Origin of the sequence: Paraburkholderia sp. Clong3, assembly GCF_050436485.1 — a bacterium.
Classification (GTDB): domain Bacteria; phylum Pseudomonadota; class Gammaproteobacteria; order Burkholderiales; family Burkholderiaceae; genus Paraburkholderia; species Paraburkholderia tuberum.
In genome coordinates this window covers 265,520-290,012 of sequence record NZ_JBNDMH010000002.1, presented here as the reverse complement: position 1 = coordinate 290,012, position 24,493 = coordinate 265,520, and the positions used below count along the sequence as shown (strand labels likewise).

At 66.0% G+C, this 24,493-nt stretch carries 23 protein-coding genes and 1 pseudogene; 12 read left to right on the top strand and 12 right to left on the bottom strand.

Going from position 1 to position 24,493, the window contains the following annotated elements:
* Positions 1–6 precede the first annotated feature (6 nt).
* The 4 genes from OKW30_RS05655 to OKW30_RS05640 all read right to left on the bottom strand — a co-directional run bounded on the left by OKW30_RS05655 (position 7) and on the right by OKW30_RS05640 (position 2,930).
* Positions 7–360, bottom strand: coding sequence for a RidA family protein (locus OKW30_RS05655; RefSeq protein WP_187626568.1), 354 nt, complete (start codon positions 358–360; stop codon positions 7–9).
* A 79-nt stretch (positions 361–439) separates the two neighbouring features.
* Positions 440–1,354, bottom strand: a complete 915-nt coding sequence (locus OKW30_RS05650; RefSeq protein WP_429346209.1) for an alpha/beta fold hydrolase — start codon at positions 1,352–1,354, stop codon at positions 440–442.
* Positions 1,355–1,581: 227 nt separating this feature from the next.
* The gene (locus OKW30_RS05645) at positions 1,582–2,223 is read right to left on the bottom strand and encodes a CoA transferase subunit B (protein ID WP_184021841.1); all 642 of its coding nucleotides are present in this window, start codon (positions 2,221–2,223) and stop codon (positions 1,582–1,584) included.
* A 2-nt stretch (positions 2,224–2,225) separates the two neighbouring features.
* Positions 2,226–2,930 (bottom strand): CoA transferase subunit A, encoded by a 705-nt coding sequence (locus OKW30_RS05640; protein ID WP_090800989.1) that lies wholly within the window; start codon positions 2,928–2,930, stop codon positions 2,226–2,228.
* Positions 2,931–3,148: 218 nt separating this feature from the next.
* Here OKW30_RS05640 and OKW30_RS05635 point away from each other — a divergent pair, with 218 nt between their 5' ends.
* The gene (locus OKW30_RS05635) at positions 3,149–3,694 is read left to right on the top strand and encodes a LuxR C-terminal-related transcriptional regulator (protein WP_018421157.1); all 546 of its coding nucleotides are present in this window, start codon (positions 3,149–3,151) and stop codon (positions 3,692–3,694) included.
* A 44-nt stretch (positions 3,695–3,738) separates the two neighbouring features.
* Here the strand turns inward: OKW30_RS05635 and OKW30_RS05630 are convergent, their stop codons facing one another.
* Positions 3,739–4,170: an acyl-CoA thioesterase gene (locus OKW30_RS05630; protein ID WP_090800991.1), complete on the bottom strand. Its 432-nt coding sequence runs from the start codon at positions 4,168–4,170 to the stop codon at positions 3,739–3,741.
* Between the two features lie 56 nt (positions 4,171–4,226).
* Entirely contained in the window at positions 4,227–5,003 is a 777-nt protein-coding gene (locus OKW30_RS05625; protein WP_018421159.1) for an SDR family oxidoreductase, read from the bottom strand.
* A 186-nt stretch (positions 5,004–5,189) separates the two neighbouring features.
* On the opposite strand from OKW30_RS05625, the pseudogene OKW30_RS05620 reads away from it, so the two are divergent.
* Positions 5,190–6,864: pseudogene (locus OKW30_RS05620) on the top strand (electron transfer flavoprotein-ubiquinone oxidoreductase).
* 175 nt (positions 6,865–7,039) lie between these two features.
* Here OKW30_RS05620 and aroC read toward each other — a convergent pair.
* From aroC to OKW30_RS05605, 3 genes are all read right to left on the bottom strand, one after another.
* Positions 7,040–8,140 carry a chorismate synthase gene (aroC, locus tag OKW30_RS05615; protein WP_429346208.1) on the bottom strand — a complete coding sequence of 367 codons (1,101 nt, stop codon included), beginning with the start codon at positions 8,138–8,140 and terminating at the stop codon, positions 7,040–7,042.
* A gap of 163 nt (positions 8,141–8,303) precedes the next feature.
* Positions 8,304–10,241 (bottom strand): MFS transporter, encoded by a 1,938-nt coding sequence (locus OKW30_RS05610; protein ID WP_429346207.1) that lies wholly within the window; start codon positions 10,239–10,241, stop codon positions 8,304–8,306.
* A gap of 202 nt (positions 10,242–10,443) precedes the next feature.
* Positions 10,444–10,911, bottom strand: a complete 468-nt coding sequence (locus OKW30_RS05605; RefSeq protein ID WP_018421164.1) for a CBS domain-containing protein — start codon at positions 10,909–10,911, stop codon at positions 10,444–10,446.
* 272 nt (positions 10,912–11,183) lie between these two features.
* On the opposite strand from OKW30_RS05605, the gene OKW30_RS05600 reads away from it, so the two are divergent.
* The 3 genes from OKW30_RS05600 (at position 11,184) to OKW30_RS05590 (ending at position 13,938) form a co-directional block, all read left to right on the top strand.
* Complete coding sequence (locus OKW30_RS05600) at positions 11,184–12,578, top strand: O-acetylhomoserine aminocarboxypropyltransferase (RefSeq protein WP_429346206.1); 1,395 nt, start codon at positions 11,184–11,186, stop codon at positions 12,576–12,578.
* Positions 12,575–13,408 carry an alpha/beta fold hydrolase gene (locus OKW30_RS05595; protein WP_429346205.1) on the top strand — a complete coding sequence of 278 codons (834 nt, stop codon included), beginning with the start codon at positions 12,575–12,577 and terminating at the stop codon, positions 13,406–13,408. Before OKW30_RS05600 ends, OKW30_RS05595 begins: the two co-directional genes overlap by 4 nt.
* A gap of 209 nt (positions 13,409–13,617) precedes the next feature.
* Positions 13,618–13,938, top strand: a complete 321-nt coding sequence (locus OKW30_RS05590; protein ID WP_184006183.1) for an Mpo1-like protein — start codon at positions 13,618–13,620, stop codon at positions 13,936–13,938.
* Between the two features lie 35 nt (positions 13,939–13,973).
* Here the strand turns inward: OKW30_RS05590 and OKW30_RS05585 are convergent, their stop codons facing one another.
* A complete protein-coding gene (locus OKW30_RS05585) occupies positions 13,974–15,287 on the bottom strand; it encodes a YihY family inner membrane protein (protein WP_429346204.1) in 1,314 nt (437 codons plus the stop codon).
* Between the two features lie 142 nt (positions 15,288–15,429).
* On the opposite strand from OKW30_RS05585, the gene wrbA reads away from it, so the two are divergent.
* The 4 genes from wrbA to OKW30_RS05565 are packed head-to-tail and all read left to right on the top strand — an operon-like array spanning position 15,430 to position 18,934.
* Positions 15,430–16,032 carry an NAD(P)H:quinone oxidoreductase gene (gene wrbA, locus OKW30_RS05580; protein WP_090801006.1) on the top strand — a complete coding sequence of 201 codons (603 nt, stop codon included), beginning with the start codon at positions 15,430–15,432 and terminating at the stop codon, positions 16,030–16,032.
* A 10-nt stretch (positions 16,033–16,042) separates the two neighbouring features.
* Positions 16,043–16,624, top strand: a complete 582-nt coding sequence (locus OKW30_RS05575; RefSeq protein ID WP_429346203.1) for a DUF2069 domain-containing protein — start codon at positions 16,043–16,045, stop codon at positions 16,622–16,624.
* 32 nt (positions 16,625–16,656) lie between these two features.
* A complete protein-coding gene (locus tag OKW30_RS05570) occupies positions 16,657–18,075 on the top strand; it encodes an FAD-binding oxidoreductase (RefSeq protein ID WP_429346202.1) in 1,419 nt (472 codons plus the stop codon).
* Between the two features lie 52 nt (positions 18,076–18,127).
* Positions 18,128–18,934: a metallophosphoesterase gene (locus OKW30_RS05565; RefSeq protein ID WP_429346201.1), complete on the top strand. Its 807-nt coding sequence runs from the start codon at positions 18,128–18,130 to the stop codon at positions 18,932–18,934.
* A gap of 43 nt (positions 18,935–18,977) precedes the next feature.
* On the opposite strand, the gene OKW30_RS05560 is transcribed toward OKW30_RS05565, so the two are convergent.
* Together OKW30_RS05560 and OKW30_RS05555 are read right to left on the bottom strand one after the other, a co-directional pair.
* Positions 18,978–19,130 carry a hypothetical protein gene (locus OKW30_RS05560; protein ID WP_167544144.1) on the bottom strand — a complete coding sequence of 51 codons (153 nt, stop codon included), beginning with the start codon at positions 19,128–19,130 and terminating at the stop codon, positions 18,978–18,980.
* A 226-nt stretch (positions 19,131–19,356) separates the two neighbouring features.
* Positions 19,357–20,295 carry a LysR family transcriptional regulator gene (locus OKW30_RS05555; protein WP_184071131.1) on the bottom strand — a complete coding sequence of 313 codons (939 nt, stop codon included), beginning with the start codon at positions 20,293–20,295 and terminating at the stop codon, positions 19,357–19,359.
* A 155-nt stretch (positions 20,296–20,450) separates the two neighbouring features.
* Between OKW30_RS05555 and OKW30_RS05550 the strand changes: the two genes are divergently transcribed.
* The 3 genes from OKW30_RS05550 to OKW30_RS05540 are packed head-to-tail and all read left to right on the top strand — an operon-like array spanning position 20,451 to position 24,488.
* The gene (locus tag OKW30_RS05550; protein WP_429346200.1) at positions 20,451–22,070 is read left to right on the top strand and encodes an efflux transporter outer membrane subunit; all 1,620 of its coding nucleotides are present in this window, start codon (positions 20,451–20,453) and stop codon (positions 22,068–22,070) included.
* A gap of 8 nt (positions 22,071–22,078) precedes the next feature.
* Complete coding sequence (locus OKW30_RS05545) at positions 22,079–24,298, top strand: FUSC family protein (RefSeq protein WP_429346199.1); 2,220 nt, start codon at positions 22,079–22,081, stop codon at positions 24,296–24,298.
* Positions 24,288–24,488: a DUF1656 domain-containing protein gene (locus OKW30_RS05540; protein WP_018421177.1), complete on the top strand. Its 201-nt coding sequence runs from the start codon at positions 24,288–24,290 to the stop codon at positions 24,486–24,488. Before OKW30_RS05545 ends, OKW30_RS05540 begins: the two co-directional genes overlap by 11 nt.
* The last annotated feature ends 5 nt before the right edge of the window (positions 24,489–24,493 follow it).

Genomic DNA, 24,493 nt, shown 5'->3' with positions numbered 1-24,493 from the left:
CGCGACTCAGTCGCGCTGCGCCGCGATCACGACGATTTCGACGAGGCACTTCGGATTCGCAAGCTTTGCCTCGACGGTCGCGCGCGGCGGCGTGTCGCCCTGCGCGACCCACTCGTCCCACACGGCGTTCATGCCGGCGAAATGCGCCATGTCCGAGAGATAGATCTGCACCGACAGCAACAGCGACTTGTCGCTGTTCGCTTCGGCGAGCAGACGGTCGATGTGGCCGAGCACTTCGCGCGTCTGGCCGGCGATGTCCTGATCGTCGTCTTCGGCGATCTGACCCGCGAGGTACACGGTGCCGTTGTGCACGGCCATTTCCGAGAGACGCTTGCCGACGTGATAACGAATGACTGCCATGAAAAGTCCTGAGCTGAGGGGTTAATCGAACTACGTCCCACACGACACTGCCGATGAAATCGTCATGCGGAACTCAATATTATGACGCGTTCGCGGCCTGACCGATGAAGAACTCCCTCGCGAGCGCGATCTGGTCCGCCGCCAGGAACGCCGGCGCATGCCCGACGCCGGCGATCTCCACGCTCGATGCGGCACGCGCGGTCGACACCATCTTCGCGACCGTTTCACGCGACAGCAAATCCGACTGCTCGCCGCGCACCACCAGCACCGGCCCCTGGAACGACGCGAGCGAATGCCACAGCGCCGCCTCGCCGAGCTTCGCCGCTTCCTCGGTGACCGCCGCGAACGGCTGCGCGATGCGCGGGTCATAGCGCAGCACCCATGCGCCGTCCTCTTCGCGCAGCAACGGCGTATTGATTTCGCGCCATTCGTCCGGAGTCAGCGGTCCGAAGCTCTGTGCGAGCTGCGCGGCATAGTCAACGCCCTGCTGCAGCGTTTCGAAGCGTGCGGGCTTGCCAAGGTAATCGCCGATGCGCTTGACCGCGACCGGCTCCAGATGCGGCCCGACGTCGTTCAGCAGCAGCTTGCGGATCGGCGTGTCCGGCAGGCCGGCGAGCCCCATGCCGATCAGGCCGCCCATCGAGGTGCCGAACCAGTCGACGGTGTCGACGTCGAGCCGCGCGATCAGTGTGACCATGTCGGCGACGTACTGCGGCACCGCGTATAAGTTGGGGTTCGCGAGCCACGACGACAAGCCCCGGCCAACCACGTCCGGGCACACCACGCGATAGGTGTCCGCGAAGTTGGCGGCGAGGCGGTCGAAATCGCGCCCCGATCGCGTGAGTCCGTGCACGCACAGCAACACTCGGGGATTGTCCGGGTCGCCCCACTCGGTATAGGCGACGCGATGTAGGCCGGCAGCGCTCGCGCACCGCACGTAACGTTGACGCGGCGCGGGCCGCCCGGTGGTGGAAGCGGAAGTCGTTGCGGTCATCTGGTGTCCTTGCAAAAACGCTGCGGATTGGGCTGCAAACGATTGTAAACCGCTTCGTCGCGCGGCAAGCATCGGCCAGAAGGCTTAGGAAGGTCGATCCAACCGTCCGGCGCATCCGCCGCCGTGCGCCAAATACAGAACGGGCGAGACTCACGTCTCGCCCGTCCGGAACACACCGTTGCCGCCGCGCGGTCGCGCCGACGCGCGCAGCGGCGTTTCAACCCGCGTCAGCTCACCGCGCTCACATCGAGCGGCGCCCCGGTTTTCGCCTTGATTTCGTCGACGCTCACACCCGGCGCGAGTTCGGTCACTTTCAAGCCGTTTTCGGTCACTTCGATCACGCCGAGATCGGTGATGATCTCGTCGACCACACCCACGCCGGTCAGCGGTAGCGTGCATTCTTCGAGGATCTTGTGCTGGTCGCCCTTCGCGACATGCTCCATCAGCACGACCACGCGCTTGACGCCCGCGACCAGGTCCATCGCGCCGCCCATGCCCTTGATCATCTTGCCCGGGATCATCCAGTTCGCGAGATCGCCCTTCCTGCTGATCTGCATCGCACCGAGAATCGCGAGATTGATGTGGCCGCCGCGAATCATCGCGAACGAATCCGCCGAAGAGAAAATCGACGAACCGGGCAGCGTCGTCACCGTTTGCTTGCCGGCGTTGATCAGGTCGGCGTCGACTTCGTCTTCGGTCGGCGACGGGCCGATACCGAGCAGACCGTTCTCCGACTGCAGCCACACTTCGACGCCCGCCGGCACGTGGTTCGCGACCAGCGTCGGCAAGCCGATGCCGAGGTTCACGTAAAAGCCGTCCTGCAGTTCCTTCGCCGCGCGCGCGGCCATTTCGTCACGAGTCCATGCCATGATCAGTCTCCTTTCGCGCGGACGACGCGTTGTTCGATGCGTTTTTCCGGATGCGCATTCAGCACGATGCGCTGCACGAAGATGCCGGGCGTATGGATCGCGTCCGGATCGAGCTCGCCCACTTCGACGATCTCTTCGACTTCCGCGACGGTGATGCGGCCCGCCATCGCGCACATCGGATTGAAATTGCGCGCGGTGCGGCGATAGATCAGGTTGCCGGCCTTGTCGGCCTTCCACGCCTTGACGAGCGCGACATCGGCGGTCAGCGAATGTTCGAGCACGTAGTGGTTCTCGCCGAACTGGCGGGTTTCCTTGCCCTCGGCGATCTGCGTGCCGTAGCCGGTGTTCGTGAAAAACGCCGGGATGCCCGAGCCGCCCGCGCGCAGCTTCTCGGCGAGCGTGCCTTGCGGCGTGAATTCGAGCTCGAGTTCGCCGGCCAGATACTGGCGCTCGAACTCCTTGTTTTCGCCGACGTACGACGAGATCATTTTCTTGATCTGACGCGTCTCGAGCAGCAGGCCGAGGCCGAAACCGTCGACGCCCGCGTTGTTGCTGATGCAGGTGATGCCCTGCACCTTCGAATCGCGCAGCGCAGCGATCAGCGCCTCAGGAATGCCGCACAACCCGAAGCCGCCGACGGCGAACGTCTGCCCGTCCTTGACGATGTCCTTCAGCGCCTCGGCGGCGCCTGGATAGACCTTGTTCATCTGTATGTCCCTTCCTCTATGGATACCCGAAACGTGTACGCAGGCCGCCGGATCATTGCGGCTGATATCGCAACGGGTGAACTTCACGTCGCCTCACGATACCGCTACGTCATTCTAGTCGTCCGCGGCTTGAGCCGCGTTGTCATCCGCCCGAAAGAGTACGCTGGGCCCGCCATGCGGCACAATACGCAAAAATACATAAGTACTTGCCGCCCCCCATGCCCGCCCTGGATTACCGCACTGCGTTTCACCTCGCGCCGATCGGACTCGTGCTGTCCCGCGAGCGGACCATCGAAGACTGCAACGACGAGCTAGCGTCGATATTCGGCTACGCGCGCGACGCGCTGATCGGTCAGTCGTTCCAGGTGTTGTATCCATCGGCGGACGAGTTCGAGCGGATCGGCGCGCGCATTCCGCCGATCATGACCGCGCAAGGCAGCTACGCGGACGACCGGATCATGAAGCGCGCGAACGGCGAGCTGTTCTGGTGTCACGTGACGGGCCGCGCGCAGCAGCGCACCGACCCGCACGCGGCGGGTGTCTGGACCTTCGAGGATTTGAGCGCAACCCGGCGGGTCGCGGTGGAGCTGACGCCACGCGAGCGCGAAATCGCCGCGCAACTGGTGACGGGCAAGACCAGCAAGCAGATCGGCCGCGTGCTCGACATCAGCCCGCGCACGGTCGACGTCTACCGCGCGCGGCTCATGCGCAAATACGATACGGGCAATGCGACCGAGCTGTTGCAGCGGCTGCTCGGGGACTGAGAGAGGGCGTTTGAAGCGCGCGACAGCGCTGTCAAGCCGCGCGCTCAGGCCGCCTTGACGAGCGCCGCGCTCTCGATGGCCGCGCGCAGTACGTCAGGCACCGGCACCGACTTGCCCGCCGCGTAGTCGATCCACACGCATCGCGCGGCGCCTCGCGCATAGAGCGTATCCGGCTCATCGGCGCGCAGGAGCTCGAAAGCCGTATCGAAGCTGCTGCGCCCCGGTGTCGCCACCGACATCCGGCCGATCACGTCCCCCGGATAGTGCAGCTGCTTCAGAAACTCCATCGACGCATTGACGATCACCGGCCCCTGCCCGTGCGCGCGCTGGCCGACGAAGTCCATGTGCTCGAACCAGGAAATCCGCACCTGCTCCATGTAGCGGAAATAAACCGTGTTGTTGACGTGACCGAAGGCGTCCATGTCGCCCCAGCGGATCGGCATCGTCATTTCGAAAACTGCGTGAAAATCGCTCATTCTGTACTTCCGTTCTTCCTTTTTCTGCCTGACTTTTGAAACTTTGGACGACCCGCTCACGCGAGTCCGAAGCCGTCGTCGGCGACGATCACCGAGCCGTTGATGAACTGCGATTCATCCGCCGCGAGCAGCAGGAGCAGCCCGTCGAGATCCTCCGGCTTGCCGACCCGATGACGCGGCAGCATCGCCACGAGTTTCTGGCCCTGATCGGTCGACCAGTGGTGATGGTTGATCTCGGTGTCGATATACCCGGGGCAGATCGCGTTCACATTGATGCCGTGCTTGCCCCACTCGAGCGCCATCGCCTTCGTCATGTGGACGACCGCGGCCTTGCTCATCGAATACAGGCCGATTTGCGGCAGCACGCGCAAGCCCGCCATCGACGCGATGTTGATGATCCGGTACGACGGCTTCTGCGCGTTGTTGCCGCGCATGATCATGCGCTTGGCGACTTCCTGCGCCACGAAAAACGCGCCGCGCGTATTCGTGTCGAACACGTATTCGAAGTCCGCCGGCGTGACCTCGGACAGCTTCTGCGTGGTCGACACGCCCGAGTTGTTGACGAGGATATCGATGGTGCCGGCCTCGGTCTCCGCATGCGCGACCGCCGACTTGATGCTCTGATAGTCGGTCACGTCGAGCGACACGACGTGCGCGGCGCCGCCGGACGCCTCGATTTCCGCGCGCAGCTCCTTGAGCCGCTCCGTACGTCGGCTCGCCAGCACGACCTTCGCGCCCGCCTGCGACAGCACCTGCGCGAAGCGCTTGCCCAGCCCGCTCGAGGCGCCCGTAATCAGCGCGACCTTGCCTTCCAGATTGATCGAACGGCCCATTGTCTTTCCTTGTTCGGTTGTGGTGACAACTGCGGTTGACGGGTTCGGTAGGACCCGACTAAGGGTCTATACCGTATCATGAAATAGTACGGTCGTGCTAATCTGTGGCTTTCGGGTTGCGGCGCGGGAATCGATCGCCCACAATACGAACCCGAAAAAAGCATTCTAACGGTAAGAGGAGCATCAATGACCCCCGCAAGTCTCATTGAGCAGTACGGCCCGCGCGAGTCGATGGAGTATGACGTCGTCATCGTCGGCGGCGGCCCTGCGGGCCTGTCGGCGGCCATTCGCCTGAAGCAGCGCGCCGCCGAACGAGGCGCTGACATTGGCGTGTGCGTACTCGAAAAAGGCTCTGAGATCGGGGCCCATATCCTCTCGGGCGCGGTGATGGACCCGCGCGCGATCACCGAACTGATTCCGGACTGGAAGGAAAAAAGCGCGCCGCTGACGGTCGACGTGACCGAAGACCGCTTCCTGTTCCTGTCGGAGACGGGCGCGAAGAGCGTGCCGACCTGGGCGCTGCCGGACAATTTCAAGAACCACGGCAACTACGTGATCAGCCTCGCGAACGTGACGCGCTGGCTGGGTCAGCAGGCCGAGGCGCTCGGCGTCGAGATATTCCCGGGCTTTCCGGCGGCCGAAGTGCTGTACAACGACGACGGCTCGGTCAAGGGCGTCGCGACCGGCAACCTCGGCATCGGCAAGGACGGCGAACCGACCGGGAACTTCCAGCTCGGCATGGAGCTGCACGCGAAGTACACGCTGTTCTGCGAAGGCGCGCGCGGCCACCTCGGCCGCCAGCTGAACGAGAAGTTCAAGCTGCGCGACGGCGTCGATCCGCAGGTGTACGGCATCGGTATCAAGGAGCTGTGGGAGATCGATCCCGCCAGGCACAAGCCGGGTCTGGTGATGCACACGGCCGGCTGGCCGCTCGAAAACGACACCTACGGCGGCTCGTTCCTCTACCACATGGACAACAACCAGGTCGTGGTCGGCTTCGTGGTCGGGCCTCGGCTATTCGAATCCGTATCTGTCGCCGTTCGAGGAATTCCAGCGCTACAAGACGCATCCGGCGATCCGCGCGATTCTCGAAGGCGGCAAGCGCGTGTCCTACGGCGCGCGCGCGATCACCGCGGGCGGCCTGATGTCGTTGCCGAAGCTGGTGTTCCCGGGCGGTGCGCTGGTCGGCGACGACGCGGGCTTCCTGAACGCGTCGCGCATCAAGGGTTCGCACGCCGCGATCAAGACCGGCATGCTCGCCGCCGATGCCGCGTTCGACGCCGTCCAGGCCGGCCGTCAGTCGGACGAACTGAGCGCCTACCCGGAAGCGTTCAAGACGTCGTGGCTCTACACCGAGCTGTATCGCGCGCGTAACTTCAAGCAGTGGATGAGCAAGGGTCTCTACCTTGGCACGCTGATGGTCGGTCTCGAGCAGAAGCTGCTCGGCGGCAACGTGCCGTGGACGCTGCATCATCAGCATTCCGATCATGAAATGCTGAAGCCGGCTTCGCAGTGCAAACCGATCACGTATCCGAAGCCGGACGGCAAGCTGACGTTCGACCGGCTGTCCTCGGTGTTCATCTCGAACACGAATCACGAGGAAAATCAGCCGGCGCACCTGACGCTGAAGGATCCGACTGTGCCGGTCAACGTGAACTGGCAGACCTACGCGGGACCGGAGGCGCGTTATTGCCCCGCTGCAGTGTACGAGTTCGTGAAGAACGACGATGGCAGCGAGCGGCTCGTCATCAATGCGCAGAACTGCGTGCACTGCAAGACCTGCGATATCAAGGACCCGACGCAGAATATCGTGTGGGTCACGCCGGAAGGCGGTGGCGGTCCGAACTATCCGAATATGTGATTGATGTGCCGTCTGCCTGTGCGGCGCTGCGCGATAACCGGCAGCGTCGCGCAGGCAAATTCCGATAGCGCGCTCGCGCTTTCGTCTGCGCGCATTCTTGCGCGTTTCGTTGGTCCCCTTCCCTATTCTTTTTTATGGCGGCTCGTTCGCCGCCAATCGCGGGACCGCGTCAGGGTTACGGCGCGCTCGCCGCGATCTTCGGCGTGCTCACGGCCACATCGCCGCATTGCGCGCGATGGCGCAGCGCGTGATCGATCAGCACGAGCGCAAGCATCGACTCGGCGATCGGCGTCGCACGAATGCCGACGCACGGGTCGTGCCGCCCGAAGGTCTCGACGATCGCGGGGTTCCCCGCCTTGTCGATCGAACGGCGCGGCGTGCGAATGCTCGACGTCGGCTTGATCGCGATCGACACCGTGATGTCCTGCCCCGTCGAAATACCGCCGAGCACGCCGCCCGCGTGATTGCCGGCGAAACCTTCCGGCGTCAGCTCGTCGCCATGCACCGAGCCGCGTTGCGCGACGCTCGCGAAGCCCGCGCCGATCTCGACGCCCTTCACCGCGTTGATGCCCATCATCGCGTGCGCGATGTCGGCGTCGAGGCGGTCGAACAGCGGCTCGCCGAGGCCGACCGGCACACCGGAGGCAACCACGTTGATGCGCGCGCCGATCGAATCACCGTCCTTGCGCAGCGCGTCCATATACGCCTCGAGCTGCGGAACGATCTCCGCATTCGGCACGAAAAACGGGTTTTCGCGCACCTGCGCCCAATCGACGAACGGCACGTCGATCTCGCCGAGCGCGGCCATATAGCCACGAATTTCGGTGCCGAACTTCTCGCGCAGCCACTTCTTCGCGACCGCGCCCGCCGCGACCGCCGGCGCCGTCAGCCGTGCCGACGAGCGGCCGCCACCGCGGTAGTCGCGAATGCCGTACTTTTGCCAGTACGTGTAGTCGGCGTGGCCGGGGCGGAACGTTTCCGCGATGTTGCCGTAGTCCTTGCTGCGCTGGTCGGTATTGCGGATCAGCAGCGCAATTGGCGCGCCGGTGGTTTGACCTTCGAACACGCCCGAGAGGATCTCGACCTTGTCTTCTTCCTGGCGCTGCGTCACGTGGCGCGACGTGCCCGGCTTGCGGCGATCGAGTTCGAACTGGATGTCGGCTTCGTTGAGCGCCATGCCCGGCGGGCAGCCGTCGATCACGCAGCCGATAGCGGGGCCGTGCGATTCGCCGAAGGTCGTGACAGTGAAAAGCGTACCGAGCGTGTTGCCGGACATGAGCGTCGTCCAAAGAAATACGGGGAGAACGCTATTATGCCAGCCCGCTCGTCTCGAAGCCGGGCCTGGCGACGGCGATGGCCGATCGGCCAGGGCGCACTCGGCCGAACGCGGGTGATGGTGGGCGAGCTCGCCATCTCGGCGTCCGCGCACCGGCCCACGGCTACTTGCGGGCGCCGCGCAGCTCGGTCACGATCCGCTGCAGCGTCTCCGGCGTCGCGAGCGCCGGGTCGATCGGCTCGCCGACGGCGAGGCTCAGCCGGCTCATCACACCTTTGCTGATCGGCCGCGGCCAGGTTGCGTCCACCGCGCGCGAAAACACGCTGCCCCACAGCCCGCGCAACGCCATCGGAATGACGGGCGCCGGCGTCCGCCTGACGATCTCGGCGACGCCGTGGCGAAACGGATTCAGCTCGCCGGTACGCGTCAGCTTCCCTTCGGGAAAGATGCAGACGAGTTCGCCGTCCGCGAGCGCCTGCGCGCACAGGTCGTACGCACGCGCGAGCAGCGCCGCGTCCTGATGCGCGGACGCGATCGGAATCGCCTTCGCGTGCCGGAACAGCCAGCCGACGAACGGCGAGCGGAAGATCTGGTGGTCCATCACGAAGCGGATCGGCCGCGGGCTTTCGGCCATGATGACGATCGCATCGACGAAACTGACGTGGTTGCACACGAGCACCGCCGCGCCCTGCTCCGGAATCCGCTCCGCGTGCACGAGCCGGATCCGGTAGAACGTATGCACGAGCAGCCACGCGATGAAGCGCAGCAGGAACTCGGGCACGACCGAATAGATGTAGCCCGCGACGACCACATTCAGAAGCGCGGTGACGAGGAAGATCGCCGGAATACTGAAGCCCGCGGCGGTCAGGCCCATCGCCATCAGCGCCGACACGATCATGAACAGCGAGTTGAGGATGTTGTTCGCGGCGATGATGCGCGCGCGATGGCTCGGCTGACTACGACTCTGGATCAGCGCATACAGCGGCACGCTGTAAAAGCCGCCGAACATCGCGAGCAGGAACAGATCGGCGAGCACGCGCCAATGCGCTAGCCGCGCGAGAAATTCGCCAACGCTGAGCAGATGCCCCGCCGGCGGCAGCGCGTGGCTCGCGAAAAAAAGATCGATCGCGAACACGCTCATGCCGATCGAGCCGAGCGGCACGAGGCCGACTTCGATCCGCCGCTTCGAGAGCCGTTCGCACAACAGCGAGCCGATGCCGATGCCGATCGAAAACGTGGCGAGCAGCACGGTCACGACGTCGGGATCGGCGGACAGCACGTCCTTCGCGAAGTTGAAGAACGACGCGAGGAACGTCGCGCCGACGAACCACAGCCACGAAATGCCGAGCAGACCAAGAAACACCGTGCGGTTTTCGTGCGCGAGCTTCAGATTGCGCCACGTTTCGCTGACCGGGTTCCAGTTGATGCGCAATCCGGGCTGCGGCGCGGGCGTAGCCGGCACGAAGCCCGACACGGCGCGCCCGATCAGCGCGATCGCGATACACGCGCAAGCGAGCACCACCGCGCCATGCTCGGCGAACCCCGCGCCCGCGCCGCCGACGATCGTGCCGATCAGGATCGCGACGAAGGTGCCCATCTCGACCATGCCATTGCCGCCGACCAGCTCCGCCTGCGACAGATGCTGCGGCAGATACGAGTACTTGACCGGTCCGAATACCGTCGAATGCACGCCCATCAGGAACGTGCACAGGTACAGCAACGGCGCGCTGTGCAGCCAGAACCCCGCGCCGCCGACCAGCATCACCGCGATCTCGAAAGTCTTGACGAGGCGCGTGAGCAACGCCTTGTCGTACTTGTCCGCGATCTGGCCGGAAGTGGCCGAAAACAGCACGAAAGGCAGAATGAAAATCGCGGAGATCAGGAACGCCGCGGTTTTCGGGTCGACCCCCGAAAACCGCGCCGCCTGATACGTGACGAGCGACGTGAAGCCGATCTTGAACACGTTGTCGTTCATCGCGCCGAGAAACTGTGTCCAGAAGAACGGCGCGAAGCGGCGCTGGCCGAGCAGGCGGAACTGGGATTCGTGCGCTTCGTGCGCGCGAGCGGCGCGGCGGGCGGCGGGCAACGGACGATCGTTCATGAAGTCAGGAGAACGGCGCGGAAAAATGGCGATGACGCGGGCGGCATGGCCGGCAAGCGGATCGCCGCGACTCGCGCACGCGGCTCCCGCAATCCGTCCGCACCAGCTCCAGACACAAAAAAAGCGCCCGCTTGCGCGCGCGCCCTGTCGGCGGATTCGCGCTCGCGGCGACGGCCGGAGCGCGACCTTCGAGCCACGCGCATCAACGCGCCGGCTGCTGGTCCTGTCCTTCCTGCTCTTCCGGCCAGTCGCGGATATAGGCCTTCAGCATGCGGTTCTCGAACCCCTGCTCCTCGACCACCGCCTTCGCGACGTCGTAAAACGAGATGACGCCCATCAGCGTGCGGCTTTCCATGACGGGCAGATAGCGCACGTGATGCTCGAGCATCATGCGGCGCACTTCGTTGACGTCGGTTTCGGGCGTGCAGGTGAGCGGATGGTCGTCCATCACCTTGCGGATCGTCGAGGTGCCGACGCTGCCGCCGTTCTCGCTCAAGGTCAGAATGATTTCGCGAAACGTCAGCATGCCGACGAGGTCGCCGTACTCCATCACGACGAGCGAGCCGATGTCGTGCTCGGCCATGGTATTGACGGCGTCATGCAGCGTGGTATCCGGCGTGACCGTAAAAAGGGTATTGCCCTTGACTTTAAGAATGTCGCTGACTCGCATGATCTATCTCCTGATACCGCTAATCTTGCAGTGCATGAAATGTTTTTTCGATCCTATCGGAAAGGCCCATAAAAGGAAAGCGGCCCGCCGGCCAAGGCGCGGCGGGCTTCGGAGACTCGAATTCGTCTGACTTCCAGATTGCGAGCATGCCCCGCTCCCGGCACGAGCCGCAGGAACCCGCGGGAAAACCGCGCTTGAAGCGGCGCGCGCCAATGGTAGGATGGCCGCCCACCCCGATCTTTCGCGAGGCCGTTCGCGGCCCGCCGCCCACGATGTCCGCCAACCGTTTCGATACGCTTGCGCTGCACGCCGGCGCAGCCCCCGACCCTGCCACCGGCGCGCGCGCGACGCCGATCTACCAGACCACGTCGTTTTCGTTCCGCGACTCGGATCATGCCGCCGCGCTGTTCAACATGGAACGCGCCGGCCACGTCTACTCGCGCATCTCGAATCCGACCGTCGCCGTGTTCGAGGAGCGCGTCGCCGCGCTCGAAAACGGCGCCGGCGCGATCGGCACCGCGAGCGGCCAGGCCGCGCTGCATCTGGCGATCGCGACGCTGATGGGCGCGGGTTCGCACATCGTCGCGTCGAGCGCGCTGTACGGCGGCTCGCACAATCTGCTGCATTACACGCTGCGACGCTTCGGTATCGAGACGACCTTCGTCAAGCCCGGCGACCTCGACGCGTGGCGCGCCGCGCTGCGCCCCAACACGCGCCTGCTATTCGGCGAAACGCTCGGCAATCCGGGCCTCGACGTGCTCGACATCGCCGCACTCGCACAGATCGCGCACGCGCACCGCCTGCCGTTGCTGGTCGACTCGACCTTCACGACGCCCTACCTGCTGCGCCCCTTCGAGCACGGCGCCGACCTCGTCTACCACTCGGCGACCAAGTTTCTCGGCGGCCACGGCACGACGATCGGCGGGGTGCTGGTCGACGGCGGCACGTTCGACTTCGAGGCTTCCGGCCGCTTTCCCGAATTCACCGAGCCGTACGACGGTTTCCACGGCATGGTATTCGCCGAGGAAAGCACCGTCGCGCCGTTCCTGCTGCGCGCGCGTCGGGAAGGCTTGCGCGACTTCGGCGCGTGCCTGCATCCGCAGGCCGCGTGGCAGCTGCTGCAAGGCATCGAGACACTGCCGTTGCGCATGGAGCGTCACGTCGTCAACACACGGCGCGTGGTCGAGTTTCTCGCCGGTCATGCGGCGGTCGAATCGGTCGCGTATCCCGAGTTGCCGACGCATCCCGACCACGCGCTCGCCAGGCGGCTGCTACCGCGCGGCGCGGGCGCCGTGTTCAGCTTCGACCTGCGCGGCGACCGCGCGGCCGGGCGCGCCTTCATCGAAGCGCTCACGCTCTTCTCGCACCTCGCGAACGTCGGCGACGCGCGCTCGCTGGTGATTCACCCGGCATCGACGACGCACTTCCGCATGGATGCCGCCGCGCTCGCCGCGGCCGGTATCACCGAAGGCACGATCCGTCTGTCGATCGGGCTCGAAGATCCGGATGACCTGATCGACGATCTCAAGCGCGCGCTGAAGGCCGCGCAAAAAACCGCGCAACCGGCGAGCGGCGGTCGTACCGCAACGCCGGGCAGCGCCTCACAACAGACCGCCACTGCCGCGCCCGCCGCCACGAGCACCCCCGCCCGCCCGGAGTCCGCATGATCGTCACCGTTCAAGGCAAACCGGCCTACGCCTACACCGGCGGCAAACCCTTCGACGCGAGCCTGCCAAGCGCCGTGTTCATCCACGGTGCCGAGCACGATCACAGCGTGTGGGCGCTGCAAAGCCGCTACTTCGCGCATCACGGCTTCGGCGTGCTCGCGGTCGATCTGCCGGGCCACCGACGCAGCGCCGGCCCCGCGCTCGGCAGCATCGCCGCGCTGGCCGACTGGCTCGCTGCGCTGCTCGACGCCGTGGGCGTCACGCGTGCGTTCGTCGCCGGTCACAGCATGGGCTCGCTGATCGCGCTCGACTTCGCCGGCCGCTATCCGCAGCGAGCAACGCATCTTGCGCTGCTCGCCACCGCGCTGCCGATGACGGTCTCCGACGCGCTGCTCGACGCCGCGCTCAATCGCGAGCCCGAGGCAATCGGCATGGTCAACCAGTGGTCGCATTCGACGCTCGCCGCGAAGCCCTCGTGCCCCGGCCCCGGTTTCTGGCTGCACGGCATGAACCAGCGGCTGATGGAGCACGTGTCGGCCAGCGGCGAGCCGCATCTGTTCCACACCGACTTCACCGCCTGCCATACCTATGCGGACGGCCACGCTCGTGCGGCGCAGGTGCATTGCGCCGCGCGCCTGATCGTTGGCCGGCGCGATGCGATGACGCCGCCGCGCGCGGCGAAAGCGCTTGCCGATGCGCTCGCGCAGGCGGGCACGCCGGTCGACACCGTCACGCTCGATGCGGGCCACGCGTTGATGACCGAGCAACCCGACGCGACGCTCGATGCGCTGTACGGCTTCGCTTCGCGGCCGCCGCACGAAGCGGGCTGAAGGGGCGCGCGATGGCCGCTCGCCGCGCGCCTCGGTGCTCCGCGGGCGGCCGTCGGGAATGCCGTTGCGAATCGCCACCGAATCACTATCGAACGACCACGATACCCACGCCGAACCCGCCGCGCCATCTGCCGAATGGCCAGGTTGCGCCAGGCAGGCGATCGCCGGAGAATGATTGGAGCTGTCTTTTTCAGCCTCCGGAGGCCGTCATGGCTCATACAGCACATACCGATCACTTCGCGAACTTCGCGGAGTTTTATCCGTACTACCTGAGCGAGCATCGCAATCTCGTGTCGCGGCGGCTGCATTTCGTCGGCTCGCTCGGCGTCATTGGCTGCCTCGCGATGGCGCTCGCCACCGGCGACTGGCTATGGTTGCCGGCGGCCGTGGTGTGCGGCTACGGCTTCGCGTGGGTCGGCCATTTCTTCTTCGAAAAGAACCGGCCTGCCACCTTCCGTCATCCGTTTTACAGCCTGATGGGTGACTGGGTGATGTTCAAGGACATCTGCGTGGGGAAGATTTCGTTGTAGTTTTATCGGGGCGGCCTCGAAGTCTGGCCGCCCTATCACGCTGCCTGGTGCGGCATCGAAGCCGCCGCGCGCTCGCCATCGCCGGGTCGCGCCGCCCGTGCCGCCGCGCGCGAGGAGAGCAACGCGGCGAGCGTCACCTTCAGCTGGTCGTTGTCGAGCGCGGCGAGCAGCATGCCGCCGTCCACGCGTGTGGAGTCGAGTTCGAGCTGATACGTAAGCTCCGCGCGGTCGATCACGAACAGGTCGTACAGCCGCTGCACGGTCACCTGCGCCGGGTTCGCGAGGAGCACGAAGTGCGGGCCGGTATGGTCCTCCTCCAGCCGCGCGATCCACTCGATCTCCTCGAGACGCTGCAACAGCATCAGCGTCGTATCCTTGTCGCGGCGAAGCATCCGGGCAAGCTCGGGCATCGTGTAGCCGCGTCTGCCGCCCTCACGCGCCTCGCACAGCCGCGCGAGCAATTCGAGCGAATCGAACAGATTGCTGCCATAGAACACGGGGCGGTGAAACTGGCCGATGCGAATCGCCGGCAACGCCGATGCGATCATCGCGCCGGTCAGCGTGATGAACCAGCACAGGTACATCCACACCAGGAACAGCGGCACCGCGGCGAACGCGCCGTACACCGCCGTATAGGTCGGAATACGGCGCACGTAGTAGCCGAAGCCGCGCTTGGCGAGCTCGAACGCGAGCGCGGCGATCACGCCGCCGATCACCGCGTCGCGCCATTCGACACGGCAGTTCGGCAGATAAACGTAAAGGATCGTGAACGCGAGCATCGTGAACGGCAGCGAGGCGCTCGCGAGCGCCCATGCGATCAGCGGTGTGATGCGCTGCGCGGCGCTAAACGACATCGATTGCGTGAACACATACGACGAGATGGACAGGCTCACGCCGATCAGGATCGGACCGAGCGTGATGATCGCCCAGTACACGAGAATGCGCTGCGCGACGGGCCGCGCCTTGCGCACGCGCCAGATCACATTGAACGCGGACTCGACGGTCATCATCGTCATCACCGCGGTGACGAACAGGATGATCATGCCGATCGTGGTCAGCCCTTTGGCCTTCGATGCGAACTGGTTCAGATACTTGAAGATCTGATCGTTCAGTTGCGCAGGCATCAGGTGGTCGGCAAGAAAAAACTGCAGCGACGCCTGGAACGAGCTGAAGATCGGAAACGCGGTGAACAACGCAAACGCGACGGTGGCGAGCGGCACGAGCGCGAGCATCGTCGTGAACGTCAGGCTGCCCGCGACCTGCGGAATCCGGTCCTCACCAATGCGTTGCGCCGCGAATTGCGCGAGCCGTTTGAGCGTGTCGAGATCGAAACGCACCCTAACCAACAAACCTGCCTCCTTGCTTGCCGAACCGTCAGACCGGGACTGCGGGAACTCCGCGCGGCGTTTGGCCGAAGCGCCTGGCCGAACGGCTATGAGCGGCCTGTGCAACTGACCGAACCCCTATAATACCCGTTCAATGATGAGGCCTATGAAAGACATTCTCGTGCTTTATTACAGCCGTCACGGCGCCACCCGCGAGCTCGCGCTGGCGATCGCGCACGGCGTCGACAGCGTCCCCGGCATGCAGGCGCGCGTGCGCACCGTGCCGGCGGTTTCCACGGTTTGCGAGGCGAGCGAGCCGGACATTCCCACCGAAGGACCACCGTACGTCGAGCTGCGCGACCTCGAAGAATGCGCGGGCCTCGCGCTCGGTTCGCCGACCCGCTTCGGCAACATGGCGGCCGCGCTCAAATACTTTCTCGACGGCACCACGCCGCAATGGTTATCCGGTGCACTGTCGGGCAAGCCGGCCTGCGTGTTCACGTCGACCGGCAGCCTGCACGGCGGCCAGGAATCCACGCTGCTGTCGATGATGCTGCCGCTGCTCCATCACGGCATGCTGATCGTCGGCATTCCATACACGGAGAGCGCGCTGTCCACCACGCAGACCGGCGGCACGCCGTACGGCGCGTCGCATTACGCGCGCGCGGGCACGACCGGCCATGGCATCTCCGCCGACGAACGGACGCTGGCGATTGCGCTTGGTGCGCGCGTTGGGCGCACGGCGGCGTCGATGTCCGAAAGGCCGTGAGCGTAAAGCCGTGAACGAACCGGATCCGCAACCCACCGAACGCGACGACGCCCGTCGTGACGCGGGTGGCGCTGAACTCGCGGCCACGAACTCCGGGGGCCACGCGAACGGGGCGCCCGCAAGCCTCGCGGCCAACGCGTCGGCATCTACGACCGTCGAGCCCGTGCAACCCAAAGCTGCCGCCGCGCTCGTCGCCGCTTTCACACTGGTCTCGATGATCGTGCTTGCCGTCGCATGGGAATGGTGGCTCGCGCCGTTGCGCTCTGGCGGCTCGCTGCTCGTGCTGAAAGCGTTGCCGCTACTCTCCGCGTTGCCGGGCGTGTGGCGACGTCGGCTTTACACGATGCAATGGGCGTCGATGCTGATCCTGCTGTATTTCGCCGAAGGCGTCGCGCGTGGCTGGAGCGATCATGGCTTGAGCGCGCGGCTCGGCTGGCTTCAGGCGGCGCTCGCCATGATCTTCTTCACCTGCGCACTCGCGTATGTCGGACCGTTCAAGCGCGCGGCGAAACGAGCCGCGAAGCAGGCCGCGAAGCAGGCTGCAAATCAGGCTGCAAAGCAAGCCGCCAGCGAACCGATCCCGCCCGCCTGAGGCCCAAGCCCCAACACCGTCAACCGATCCACATGACCCACACCGCTTTTCTCGCCGCCTGCCGCGACGCCATCGGCGCGACTTACGTACTGACCGATCCGCACGACACCGCTCCCTTTCTGACCGACTGGCGCCGCCGCTACACCGGGGCGGCCTGCGCGGTGCTGTGCCCGGCCACGTCCGCGGAAGCCGCCGCGCTCGTCAGGCTCGCGGTCGAACATTGCGTCGCGCTGGTGCCGCAGGGCGGCAATACCGGCCTCGCGGGCGGCGCGACACCCGACGCGAGCGGCGCGCAGGCGGTCATCAGCCTGCGCCGCCTGAATCGCGTGCGCGACATCGATCCGCACAACAACACGATCACGGTCGAAGCCGGCGTGATCCTCGCCGACGTGCAGAAGCACGCCGAAGCAGCCGGGCGTCTGTTTGCGCTGAGCCTCGCCGCCGAAGGCAGCTGCACGATCGGCGGCAATCTGTCGACCAACGCGGGCGGCACCGGCGTGCTGCGCTATGGCAACACGCGCGAGCTATGCCTCGGCCTCGAAGTGGTGACGCCGCAAGGCGAACTGTGGGACGGCCTGCGCGGGCTGCGCAAGGACAACACCGGCTACGATCTGCGCGACCTGTTCATCGGCGCGGAAGGCACGCTGGGCCTGATCACCGCGGCGGTGCTCAAGCTGCATCCGCAGCCGGCCGCGCGCGTCACCGCGCTCGCCGCGCTCGCGTCGCCGCATGCGGCGCTCGATTTTCTCGCGCTCACGCAACGCGTCGCCGGGCCGCTCCTGACCGGCTTCGAACTGATGTCGGATTTCTGCCTGCGCCTCGTCGGCCGGCATTTCGAGCAGATGCGTTATCCGTTCGCCGAACCACATGCGCAGGTCGTGCTGCTCGAACTGTCGGACAGCGAAAGCGAAGTGCACGCGCGCACGCTGTTCGAGGGGCTGATGGAAACCGCGCTCGAACAAGGTCTCGTGGAAGACGCCGTGGTGGCGGAAAACCTCGCGCAGTCTCGCGCGTTCTGGAATCTGCGCGAGCACATTCCGCTCGCCCAGGCCGAGGAGGGCCTGAACATCAAGCACGACATCGCGGTGCCGATTTCACGCATCGGCCACTTCATCGAAACGACCGATGCGGCAATCGCGCAAGCCGCGCCGGGCGCGCCCATGGTCACGTTCGGCCATCTCGGCGACGGCAATCTGCACTACAACGTGCAGGCGCCCGAGGGCGTCGATGCGAAGGCGTTTCTGCGGCAGTACCAGAGCCCGATCAACCGGATCGTCTACGACAGCGTCGATGCGCATCGCGGCAGCATCAGCGCGGAACACGGACTCGGCCAGTTGAAGATCGACGAAGCCGCCCGCTACAAGCAGGACGTCGAGGTGCGGATGATGCGCGCGATCAAGCAGGCGCTCGATCCGCTGAACCTGATGAATCCGGGCAAGGTGCTACGCTAATATCTGAAGCCTGCGCGATCCGGCGCGCAGGCGTTTTGCAGGAGTCGCGTCCGTGAAGATTCGCGTGCTGTCCGATCTGCATCTGGAAAACGACGAGCCTGAACTGATCCCGCATGCGCAGGCGGATCTCGTGGTGCTGGCGGGCGACATCCACAATCATGCGGCCGGCCCGCGCTGGGCCGCGCAGGCGTTCGACGACGCCGTGCCGGTCGTCTACGTGCCGGGCAATCACGAGTACTACGACGGTGAATTCGGCGCGCTGGAGAGCGCGATGCTCGACGCGGCCGCGCAGGTCGACAACGTGCATGTGCTGAACAACGCCGCGCTGGTCGACAGCCAGGGCCGCTGGCGCGTGCTCGGCACGACGTTGTGGACCGACTTCGCGCTGTACGGCGCGACGCCGGATGCAATCGAGGAATCGATCGTCGCCGCGCGCCGGGTCATGCTCGACTATCGCGGGCTGATCCAGATGAACTGGCCGCACGACCCGCGCGACGCCGCGCGCGACTTCACGCCCGCCGATTCGCTCGCGCTGCACCGGCATGCGCGCGCGTGGCTCGAAAGCGAGCTTGCCAAACCGTTCGCCGGCCAAACGATCGTGGTCACGCATCACGCGCCGCATCGGCTGAGCCTGGCCGGGCGTTTTGCCGAAGACCGCGTGTCGGCGGGCTTCGTCAACCATCTGCCCGAGCTCGTGCGCGCGCCTGTCGCATTGTGGATTCATGGCCACACGCATACGTCGTTCGACTACGTGGTGGACGGCACGCGCGTCGTGTGCAATCCGCGCGGCTATTTCGACCGGCGCACGCGCCAGTGGGAAAATCCGCTGTTTGCGTGGGACAAGGTCGTCGAGATCTAGCGGGTGCTAGCGGGCCTCTTGCGTCAGATCAACCCGCCGCCGCTCACCGCTCGCGCCGCGGCGCATCCTGTGACTCGACCTCGACCGGCACGAGCTGCGGCTGCTGTTCGCGCATGCGGCGCAGCAGATCGCGCGACGCGGCGACGCCGATCAGTCCAAACATGACGGCCAAGCCGATCATCAGGTGCGTATCCATGAATGTGTCGTCCTTCAGTGGTTGCGAGGCGCCGAACGGCGGCGAATCCAGCGCGTCCGGCCAGAGCGGCGACGCGTGACCGACACGTTAACAAATCGACTGCGCGGCAGAAGTAAAGAAATGTTGCGACGCGGCGCGTGTGTAACAGGCTGTCACGCCGCGTGCCGCACTCCGCGTGCCGCACTCCGCGTGCCGCTCGAACGTCAATGCATGACGAGCAGACCGGTCAGGTCCGCGCGAACTGCCGCAACTCCTCCTGATCCGCCGCCAGCGTCGAAGGCAACTCGTCGCGCAGGAATTCGACCCACGTGCGGATCTTCGCATCGAGATACTGCCGCGACGGATACAGCGCATACAGATTCATCTGCTGCGACGTATACCCGGGCATCAGCCACACCAGTTCGCCGCTGCGCAAACGGCTGATCGCCGAGTAGATCGGAATCAGCGCTACGCCCATGCCCTGGGCGACGGCCACGACCATCGCCTCGGCCACGTTCACCTGAAACGTCGCCGCGCCGAGCGAGACGACTTCCTCGCCGTGCGGGCCGTCGAAGGTCCATTTGTCCGGCGGATTCACCGGCGTCACCATCTGCAGGCAGGTGTGCTGCGCGAGGTCCGCGGGCCTTTGCGGCACGCCGCGCCGTTCGAGGTACGCCGGCGACGCGCACGCAATGCTGAACGCGCTGCCAAGGCGCTGCGACACCAGCCCCGAATCCGGCAGGCCGGTCGCGAGCGTCAGCGACACGTCGAAGCCTTCGTCGAGCAGATCGGGCATGCGCTGCGCGAGCGTCAGTTCGATATGCACGTCCGGGTAGCGCTGCTGGTAACGGCCCACGGCCGGCACCACGTAGTGCTGGCCGAAGCTCGTCATCGCGTGCACCTTCAGCTTGCCGGACGGACGCGCGTGCGCGTCGCTCGCCTCGGCCTCCGCCTGATCCACGTACGCGAGAATCTGCTCGCAGCGCTGCAGATAGCGCTCGCCAGCTTCGGTCAGCGCGATGCGGCGCGTGGTCCGGTTCAAAAGCCGTGTGCGCAGATGCGCTTCCAGATCCGAAACCGCGCGCGACGCGTAGGCCGTCGTCGTATTCAGATGCTGCGCGGCGCCCGTGAAGCTGCCCGCTTCGACGACGCGGACGAAAACGCGCATGTTTTGAAGCGTGTCCATACCTATCCTCAGAAATCGGCAGCGATTGTTACACGATCAGCAATGGCGATTGTCTCATGTCTGGTAAAAATGCCTTGCATCTTTACCGGTTATTCCGCAATCGATCAAAAAATATAATTGCGCACAAGCTTCTATAGTCAAATTTGGAGGAAATCGTGCAGTCTCCGGTACCCAAAGGGATCGCCGCACCCGCGGTTCTTACGATCCTATTAACAATCGCCGGATGCGCAAGTACCGGAGGCGTCGCGCCGCAAACGCACACGATCAATCCTGCGTCGCTCGATGCGGGCAACGCAATCCGCGCCGCCAACGCCGATGCGCAGTGGCCCGCCGCCGACTGGTGGCGCGCCTATGACGATCCGCAGCTGGACCGGTGGATCGCGGACGCGCAAGCCGGCAATCCCAGTCTCGCGGTCGCCCAGGCGCGCGTGCGTGAGGCGGCGTCGATGGCCGGCGTCGCGCGCGCGGCGCTCGCGCCGCAAGTCAACGGCAGCCTGTCGATCCAGCGCCAGCAGTGGGCCGACAACGTGTTCTACGGTCCGGGGCCGCTCGCCGGCGAGCAGTCGTGGAACAACACCGGCACGCTCGGCCTCGCGTATCACCTCGATTTCTGGGGCAAGGACAAGAACGCCGCCGAGCGCGCGCTCGACCTCGCGCACGCGAGCGCCGCCGACGCGCGCGCCGCGCAGCTCGAACTGCAGGCGAACGTCGTGCGCACCTATATCGAGATGTCGCTGAACTACGCATTGCTCGACATCGCGAAGGCCACGCTGCAGCAACAGCAGCAGATCGTCGACCTCGCGAACCGGCGCCTGAAGGGCGGCATCGGCACGCAGCTCGAAGTGAGCCAGGCCGAGACGCCGATGCCCGAGTACGAGCGCCAGATCGACGCGATCGAGGAGAGGATCGCGCTCGGCCGCAATCAGTTGGCCGCGCTCGCGGGCAAGGGTCCGGGCGCCGGCGACGCGATCCAGCACCCGGCGCTGTCGCTCGCCGCGCCCGCTGGTCTGCCGGCCGCGCTGCCCGCGGATCTGATCGGCCACCGGCCGGACGTGGTCGCGGCACGCTGGACGGTCGCCGCGCAGGCGCGCGGCATCGACGTCGCCAAGGCCGGGTTCTATCCGGACATCAACCTGCTCGCCTCGATCGGCGGCTATGCGGCGATGGGGCCGCTGTTCCAGTTCCTGAAGAGTCCGTCGCATAGCTGGAGCGTGGGTCCCGCGCTGACGCTGCCGATCTTCGACGGCGGTCGGCTGCGCTCGCAGCTCGGCGCGGCGTCGGCGGGCTACGACGAGGCCGTCGAGCGCTACAACCAGTCGATCGTGGGCGCGCTGAAGGACATCTCCGACCAGGTGATCCGCATCCGTTCGCTGACCACCCAGGCCGACGACGCCGACCGCTCGGTCGCCGCCGCGCGCAGGAACTACGAGCTGTCGCGCGAAGGCTACCGGCGCGGCTTGAGCGACTATCTGAACGTGCTGGTCGCGCAAAACCAGTTGCTGCGCGCGCAGGAAGGCGTCGCCAAAGTGCAGGCCGAGCGGCTCGGCGCGCATGCGTCGTTGATGACGGCGCTCGGCGGCGGTCTCGACGATCCGGCCAACGGTCCGCGGGATAACGAAACGTTGCCCGCGCATGGCAAGGGCAGCGGCGAGAGCAAGAGCGGCGCGGCGAGTAGCGACACGGCAACAGCGGATGCGAACGTCAACGCCAGGACCAACGCAGCCATCACCGCCACCACCGCCTCGCGCGCCCCGAACGCGCCCGCGTCCGAGTAAGGAAGGCCATGTCCTCCTCGCCCTCCCCGTCGAGCGCGCGCCCCGCCTCGTTCGCTGCGCTCTACGAAGCCGCCGCCCACTGGGCGCGCACCGACGGCCTCGTATGGATCTATCTGTTCAAGTCGCTCGCCGCGTGTTTCCTCGCGCTCGGCATCGCGATGAAGCTCGATCTGCCGCAGCCGCGCACCGCGATGACCACCGTGTTCATCGTGATGCAGCCGCAAAGCGGCGCAGTGTTCGCGAAGAGCTTCTATCGGATCTGCGGCACGCTGGTCGGTCTCGTCGTGATGCTCGCGCTGATCGGACTGTTCGCGCAGCAGCCGGAGCTGTTCCTCGTCACGACCGCGATCTGGGTCGGCATCTGCACCGCCGGCGCCGCGCGCAATCGCAACTTCCGTTCGTACGGCTTCGTGCTGGCGGGCTACACGGCCGCGCTGATCGGCATCCCCGCTTCGCAGCATCCGGACGGCGCGTTCCTGAGCGCGCTCACGCGGGTCGCGGAAGTGGTGATCGGCATCATCTGCGCGGGCGCCGTCAGCGGCCTTGTGTTTCCGCAGTTCGCCGGCCTGCAGATGCGCAGCACCGTACGCGCGAGATTCTCGGCGTTCGTCGAGTACGTGTCGGCGTCGCTTGCCGGGCGCAACGACCGCGCCCAGATCGAGGCGACCAATGCGCGCTTCGTCGCCGACATCGTCGGCTTCGAGGCCGCCCGCAGCATCGCCGTGTTCGAAGGCCCCGATTCGCGGATGCGCGGCGGGCGCCTCGCGCGTCTGAACAGCGAGTTCATGACCGCGTCGACGCGCTTTCACGCGCTGCATCAGCTGATGAACCGTCTGCGCGACAGCGGCACGCACGGCGCGGCGATCGCGATCGCCGCGCTCGAACCGTACTTCAAGGAGATCGCGCCGTTGCTCGCGAAGTCGGGCGAGCCGGTGCTGAGCGCGGCCGACGCCGCGCACGCCGCGGCCCAGCTCGACACCTACAGAAGCCAGTTGCCCAAACGCGTGCGCGCGACGCGCGACGAGCTCGAAACGCACCCCGACGCGCCGTTGCTCGATTTCGACACGGGCGCCGAGCTGCTGTACCGCTTCATCGACGACCTGCATGCGTACGCGGCGACCTATGCGTCGCTCGCCGTCGACAAGCACGCGCGCGAACGCTGGATCGAGCGCTACGAGCCGAAAACCAACGCGATCGCGGCCGGCGTCGCGGGCCTGCGCGCGGCCATCGTGATGATGGTGCTCGGGGCGTTCTGGATCGCCACCGCGTGGCCGAGCGGCTCGACGTTGACGCTGGTCGCAGCGGCCGTGTGCGCGCTCGCGTCGGCGTCGCCGGATCCGAAGCGCACCGCGTTCAAGATGGCCGGCGGCACGGTGCTCGCGACGCTGATGGGCATGATCGCGGTGTTCGGCGTGTATCCGCACATCGACGGCTTCGTGATGCTGTGCGTCGCGCTCACGCCGTTCCTGCTGCTCGGCGTGTTGATGACCACGCGTCCGACGCTCGCGGGCTATGGCGTCGGCTACTGCATCTTCTTCTGCTTCCTCGCCGGCCCCGACAACGTGATTCACTACGACCCGAGCGCGTTCATGAACGACGCGCTCGCGCTGGTGCTGTCGATGCTGGTGTCGTCGATCGCGTTCGCGGTGCTGCTGCCGCCGTCGACGCCGTGGCTGCGCAACCGCCTGCTCGTCGACCTGCGCCGCCAGGTGGTGCTGGCCGGCCGCGCGGGTCTGGCACGCGTGCGCTCGCGCTTCGAAAGCGGCGCACGCGATCTGATGTTCCAGATCAACGCGCTGTCGCAGAACGAGCCCGAAACGAAGCGCGACACGCTGCGCTGGCTGTTTTCGGTGTTGGAGGTCGGCAACGCGGTGATCGACCTGCGCCGCGAAATCGCGACGCTGCCCAACGAGCCGCGCTACCACCAAGCGGCACCGTGGCGCGTCGCGCTGCGCGCGCTGCGCGATGCGCTCGCGGCGCTGTTCGAGCGGCCGCGGCAGCAGCACTTCGCGCGCGCGCTCGCGGCGACCGCCGATGCGATCGCGCAACTGCAGCAGCTGATGGCCGGCTTCACGCCATCGCGTGAAGAACGCCATCAGCTGTTGCGCATCCTCAGTCAACTGCATTTCATCCGTACCGCGCTGCTCGATCCGCAGTCGCCGCTTGCCTCGGCGATCGGCGCGCGCGCGGACGCATCAGAAGAAAAAGGAGTTCCTCATGCCGCGTGATATCGCCGTGCTCGATGCCTATGTGCCGGCCATTGTGCTGCTGTTCATCGCGGGCGCCGCGCTGACCTGGCTCGTCGATCGCGTGATCGCCTATACGGGCCTCTATCGCGTGGTGTGGCACCCCTCCCTGTTCCGGGCCAGCTTGCTCGTGTCCGTGTGCGGCCTTCTCGGCCTCGCCGTTTATCGTTGATCAGA

Excerpts from the sequence above, each read along its gene's own strand:
- OKW30_RS05655 (WP_187626568.1), bottom strand. The coding sequence starts at position 360 with ATGGCAGTCATTCGTTATCACGTCGGCAAGCGTCTCTCGGAAATGGCC.
- OKW30_RS05650 (WP_429346209.1), bottom strand. The coding sequence starts at position 1,354 with ATGACCGCAACGACTTCCGCTTCCACCACCGGGCGGCCCGCGCCGCGT.
- OKW30_RS05645 (WP_184021841.1), bottom strand. The coding sequence starts at position 2,223 with ATGGCATGGACTCGTGACGAAATGGCCGCGCGCGCGGCGAAGGAACTG.
- OKW30_RS05640 (WP_090800989.1), bottom strand. The coding sequence starts at position 2,930 with ATGAACAAGGTCTATCCAGGCGCCGCCGAGGCGCTGAAGGACATCGTC.
- OKW30_RS05635 (WP_018421157.1), top strand. The coding sequence starts at position 3,149 with ATGCCCGCCCTGGATTACCGCACTGCGTTTCACCTCGCGCCGATCGGA.
- OKW30_RS05630 (WP_090800991.1), bottom strand. The coding sequence starts at position 4,170 with ATGAGCGATTTTCACGCAGTTTTCGAAATGACGATGCCGATCCGCTGG.
- OKW30_RS05625 (WP_018421159.1), bottom strand. The coding sequence starts at position 5,003 with ATGGGCCGTTCGATCAATCTGGAAGGCAAGGTCGCGCTGATTACGGGC.
- aroC (WP_429346208.1), bottom strand. The coding sequence starts at position 8,140 with ATGTCCGGCAACACGCTCGGTACGCTTTTCACTGTCACGACCTTCGGC.
- OKW30_RS05610 (WP_429346207.1), bottom strand. The coding sequence starts at position 10,241 with ATGAACGATCGTCCGTTGCCCGCCGCCCGCCGCGCCGCTCGCGCGCAC.
- OKW30_RS05605 (WP_018421164.1), bottom strand. The coding sequence starts at position 10,911 with ATGCGAGTCAGCGACATTCTTAAAGTCAAGGGCAATACCCTTTTTACG.
- OKW30_RS05600 (WP_429346206.1), top strand. The coding sequence starts at position 11,184 with ATGTCCGCCAACCGTTTCGATACGCTTGCGCTGCACGCCGGCGCAGCC.
- OKW30_RS05595 (WP_429346205.1), top strand. The coding sequence starts at position 12,575 with ATGATCGTCACCGTTCAAGGCAAACCGGCCTACGCCTACACCGGCGGC.
- OKW30_RS05590 (WP_184006183.1), top strand. The coding sequence starts at position 13,618 with ATGGCTCATACAGCACATACCGATCACTTCGCGAACTTCGCGGAGTTT.
- wrbA (WP_090801006.1), top strand. The coding sequence starts at position 15,430 with ATGAAAGACATTCTCGTGCTTTATTACAGCCGTCACGGCGCCACCCGC.
- OKW30_RS05570 (WP_429346202.1), top strand. The coding sequence starts at position 16,657 with ATGACCCACACCGCTTTTCTCGCCGCCTGCCGCGACGCCATCGGCGCG.
- OKW30_RS05560 (WP_167544144.1), bottom strand. The coding sequence starts at position 19,130 with ATGGATACGCACCTGATGATCGGCTTGGCCGTCATGTTTGGACTGATC.
- OKW30_RS05555 (WP_184071131.1), bottom strand. The coding sequence starts at position 20,295 with ATGGACACGCTTCAAAACATGCGCGTTTTCGTCCGCGTCGTCGAAGCG.
- OKW30_RS05545 (WP_429346199.1), top strand. The coding sequence starts at position 22,079 with ATGTCCTCCTCGCCCTCCCCGTCGAGCGCGCGCCCCGCCTCGTTCGCT.
- OKW30_RS05540 (WP_018421177.1), top strand. The coding sequence starts at position 24,288 with ATGCCGCGTGATATCGCCGTGCTCGATGCCTATGTGCCGGCCATTGTG.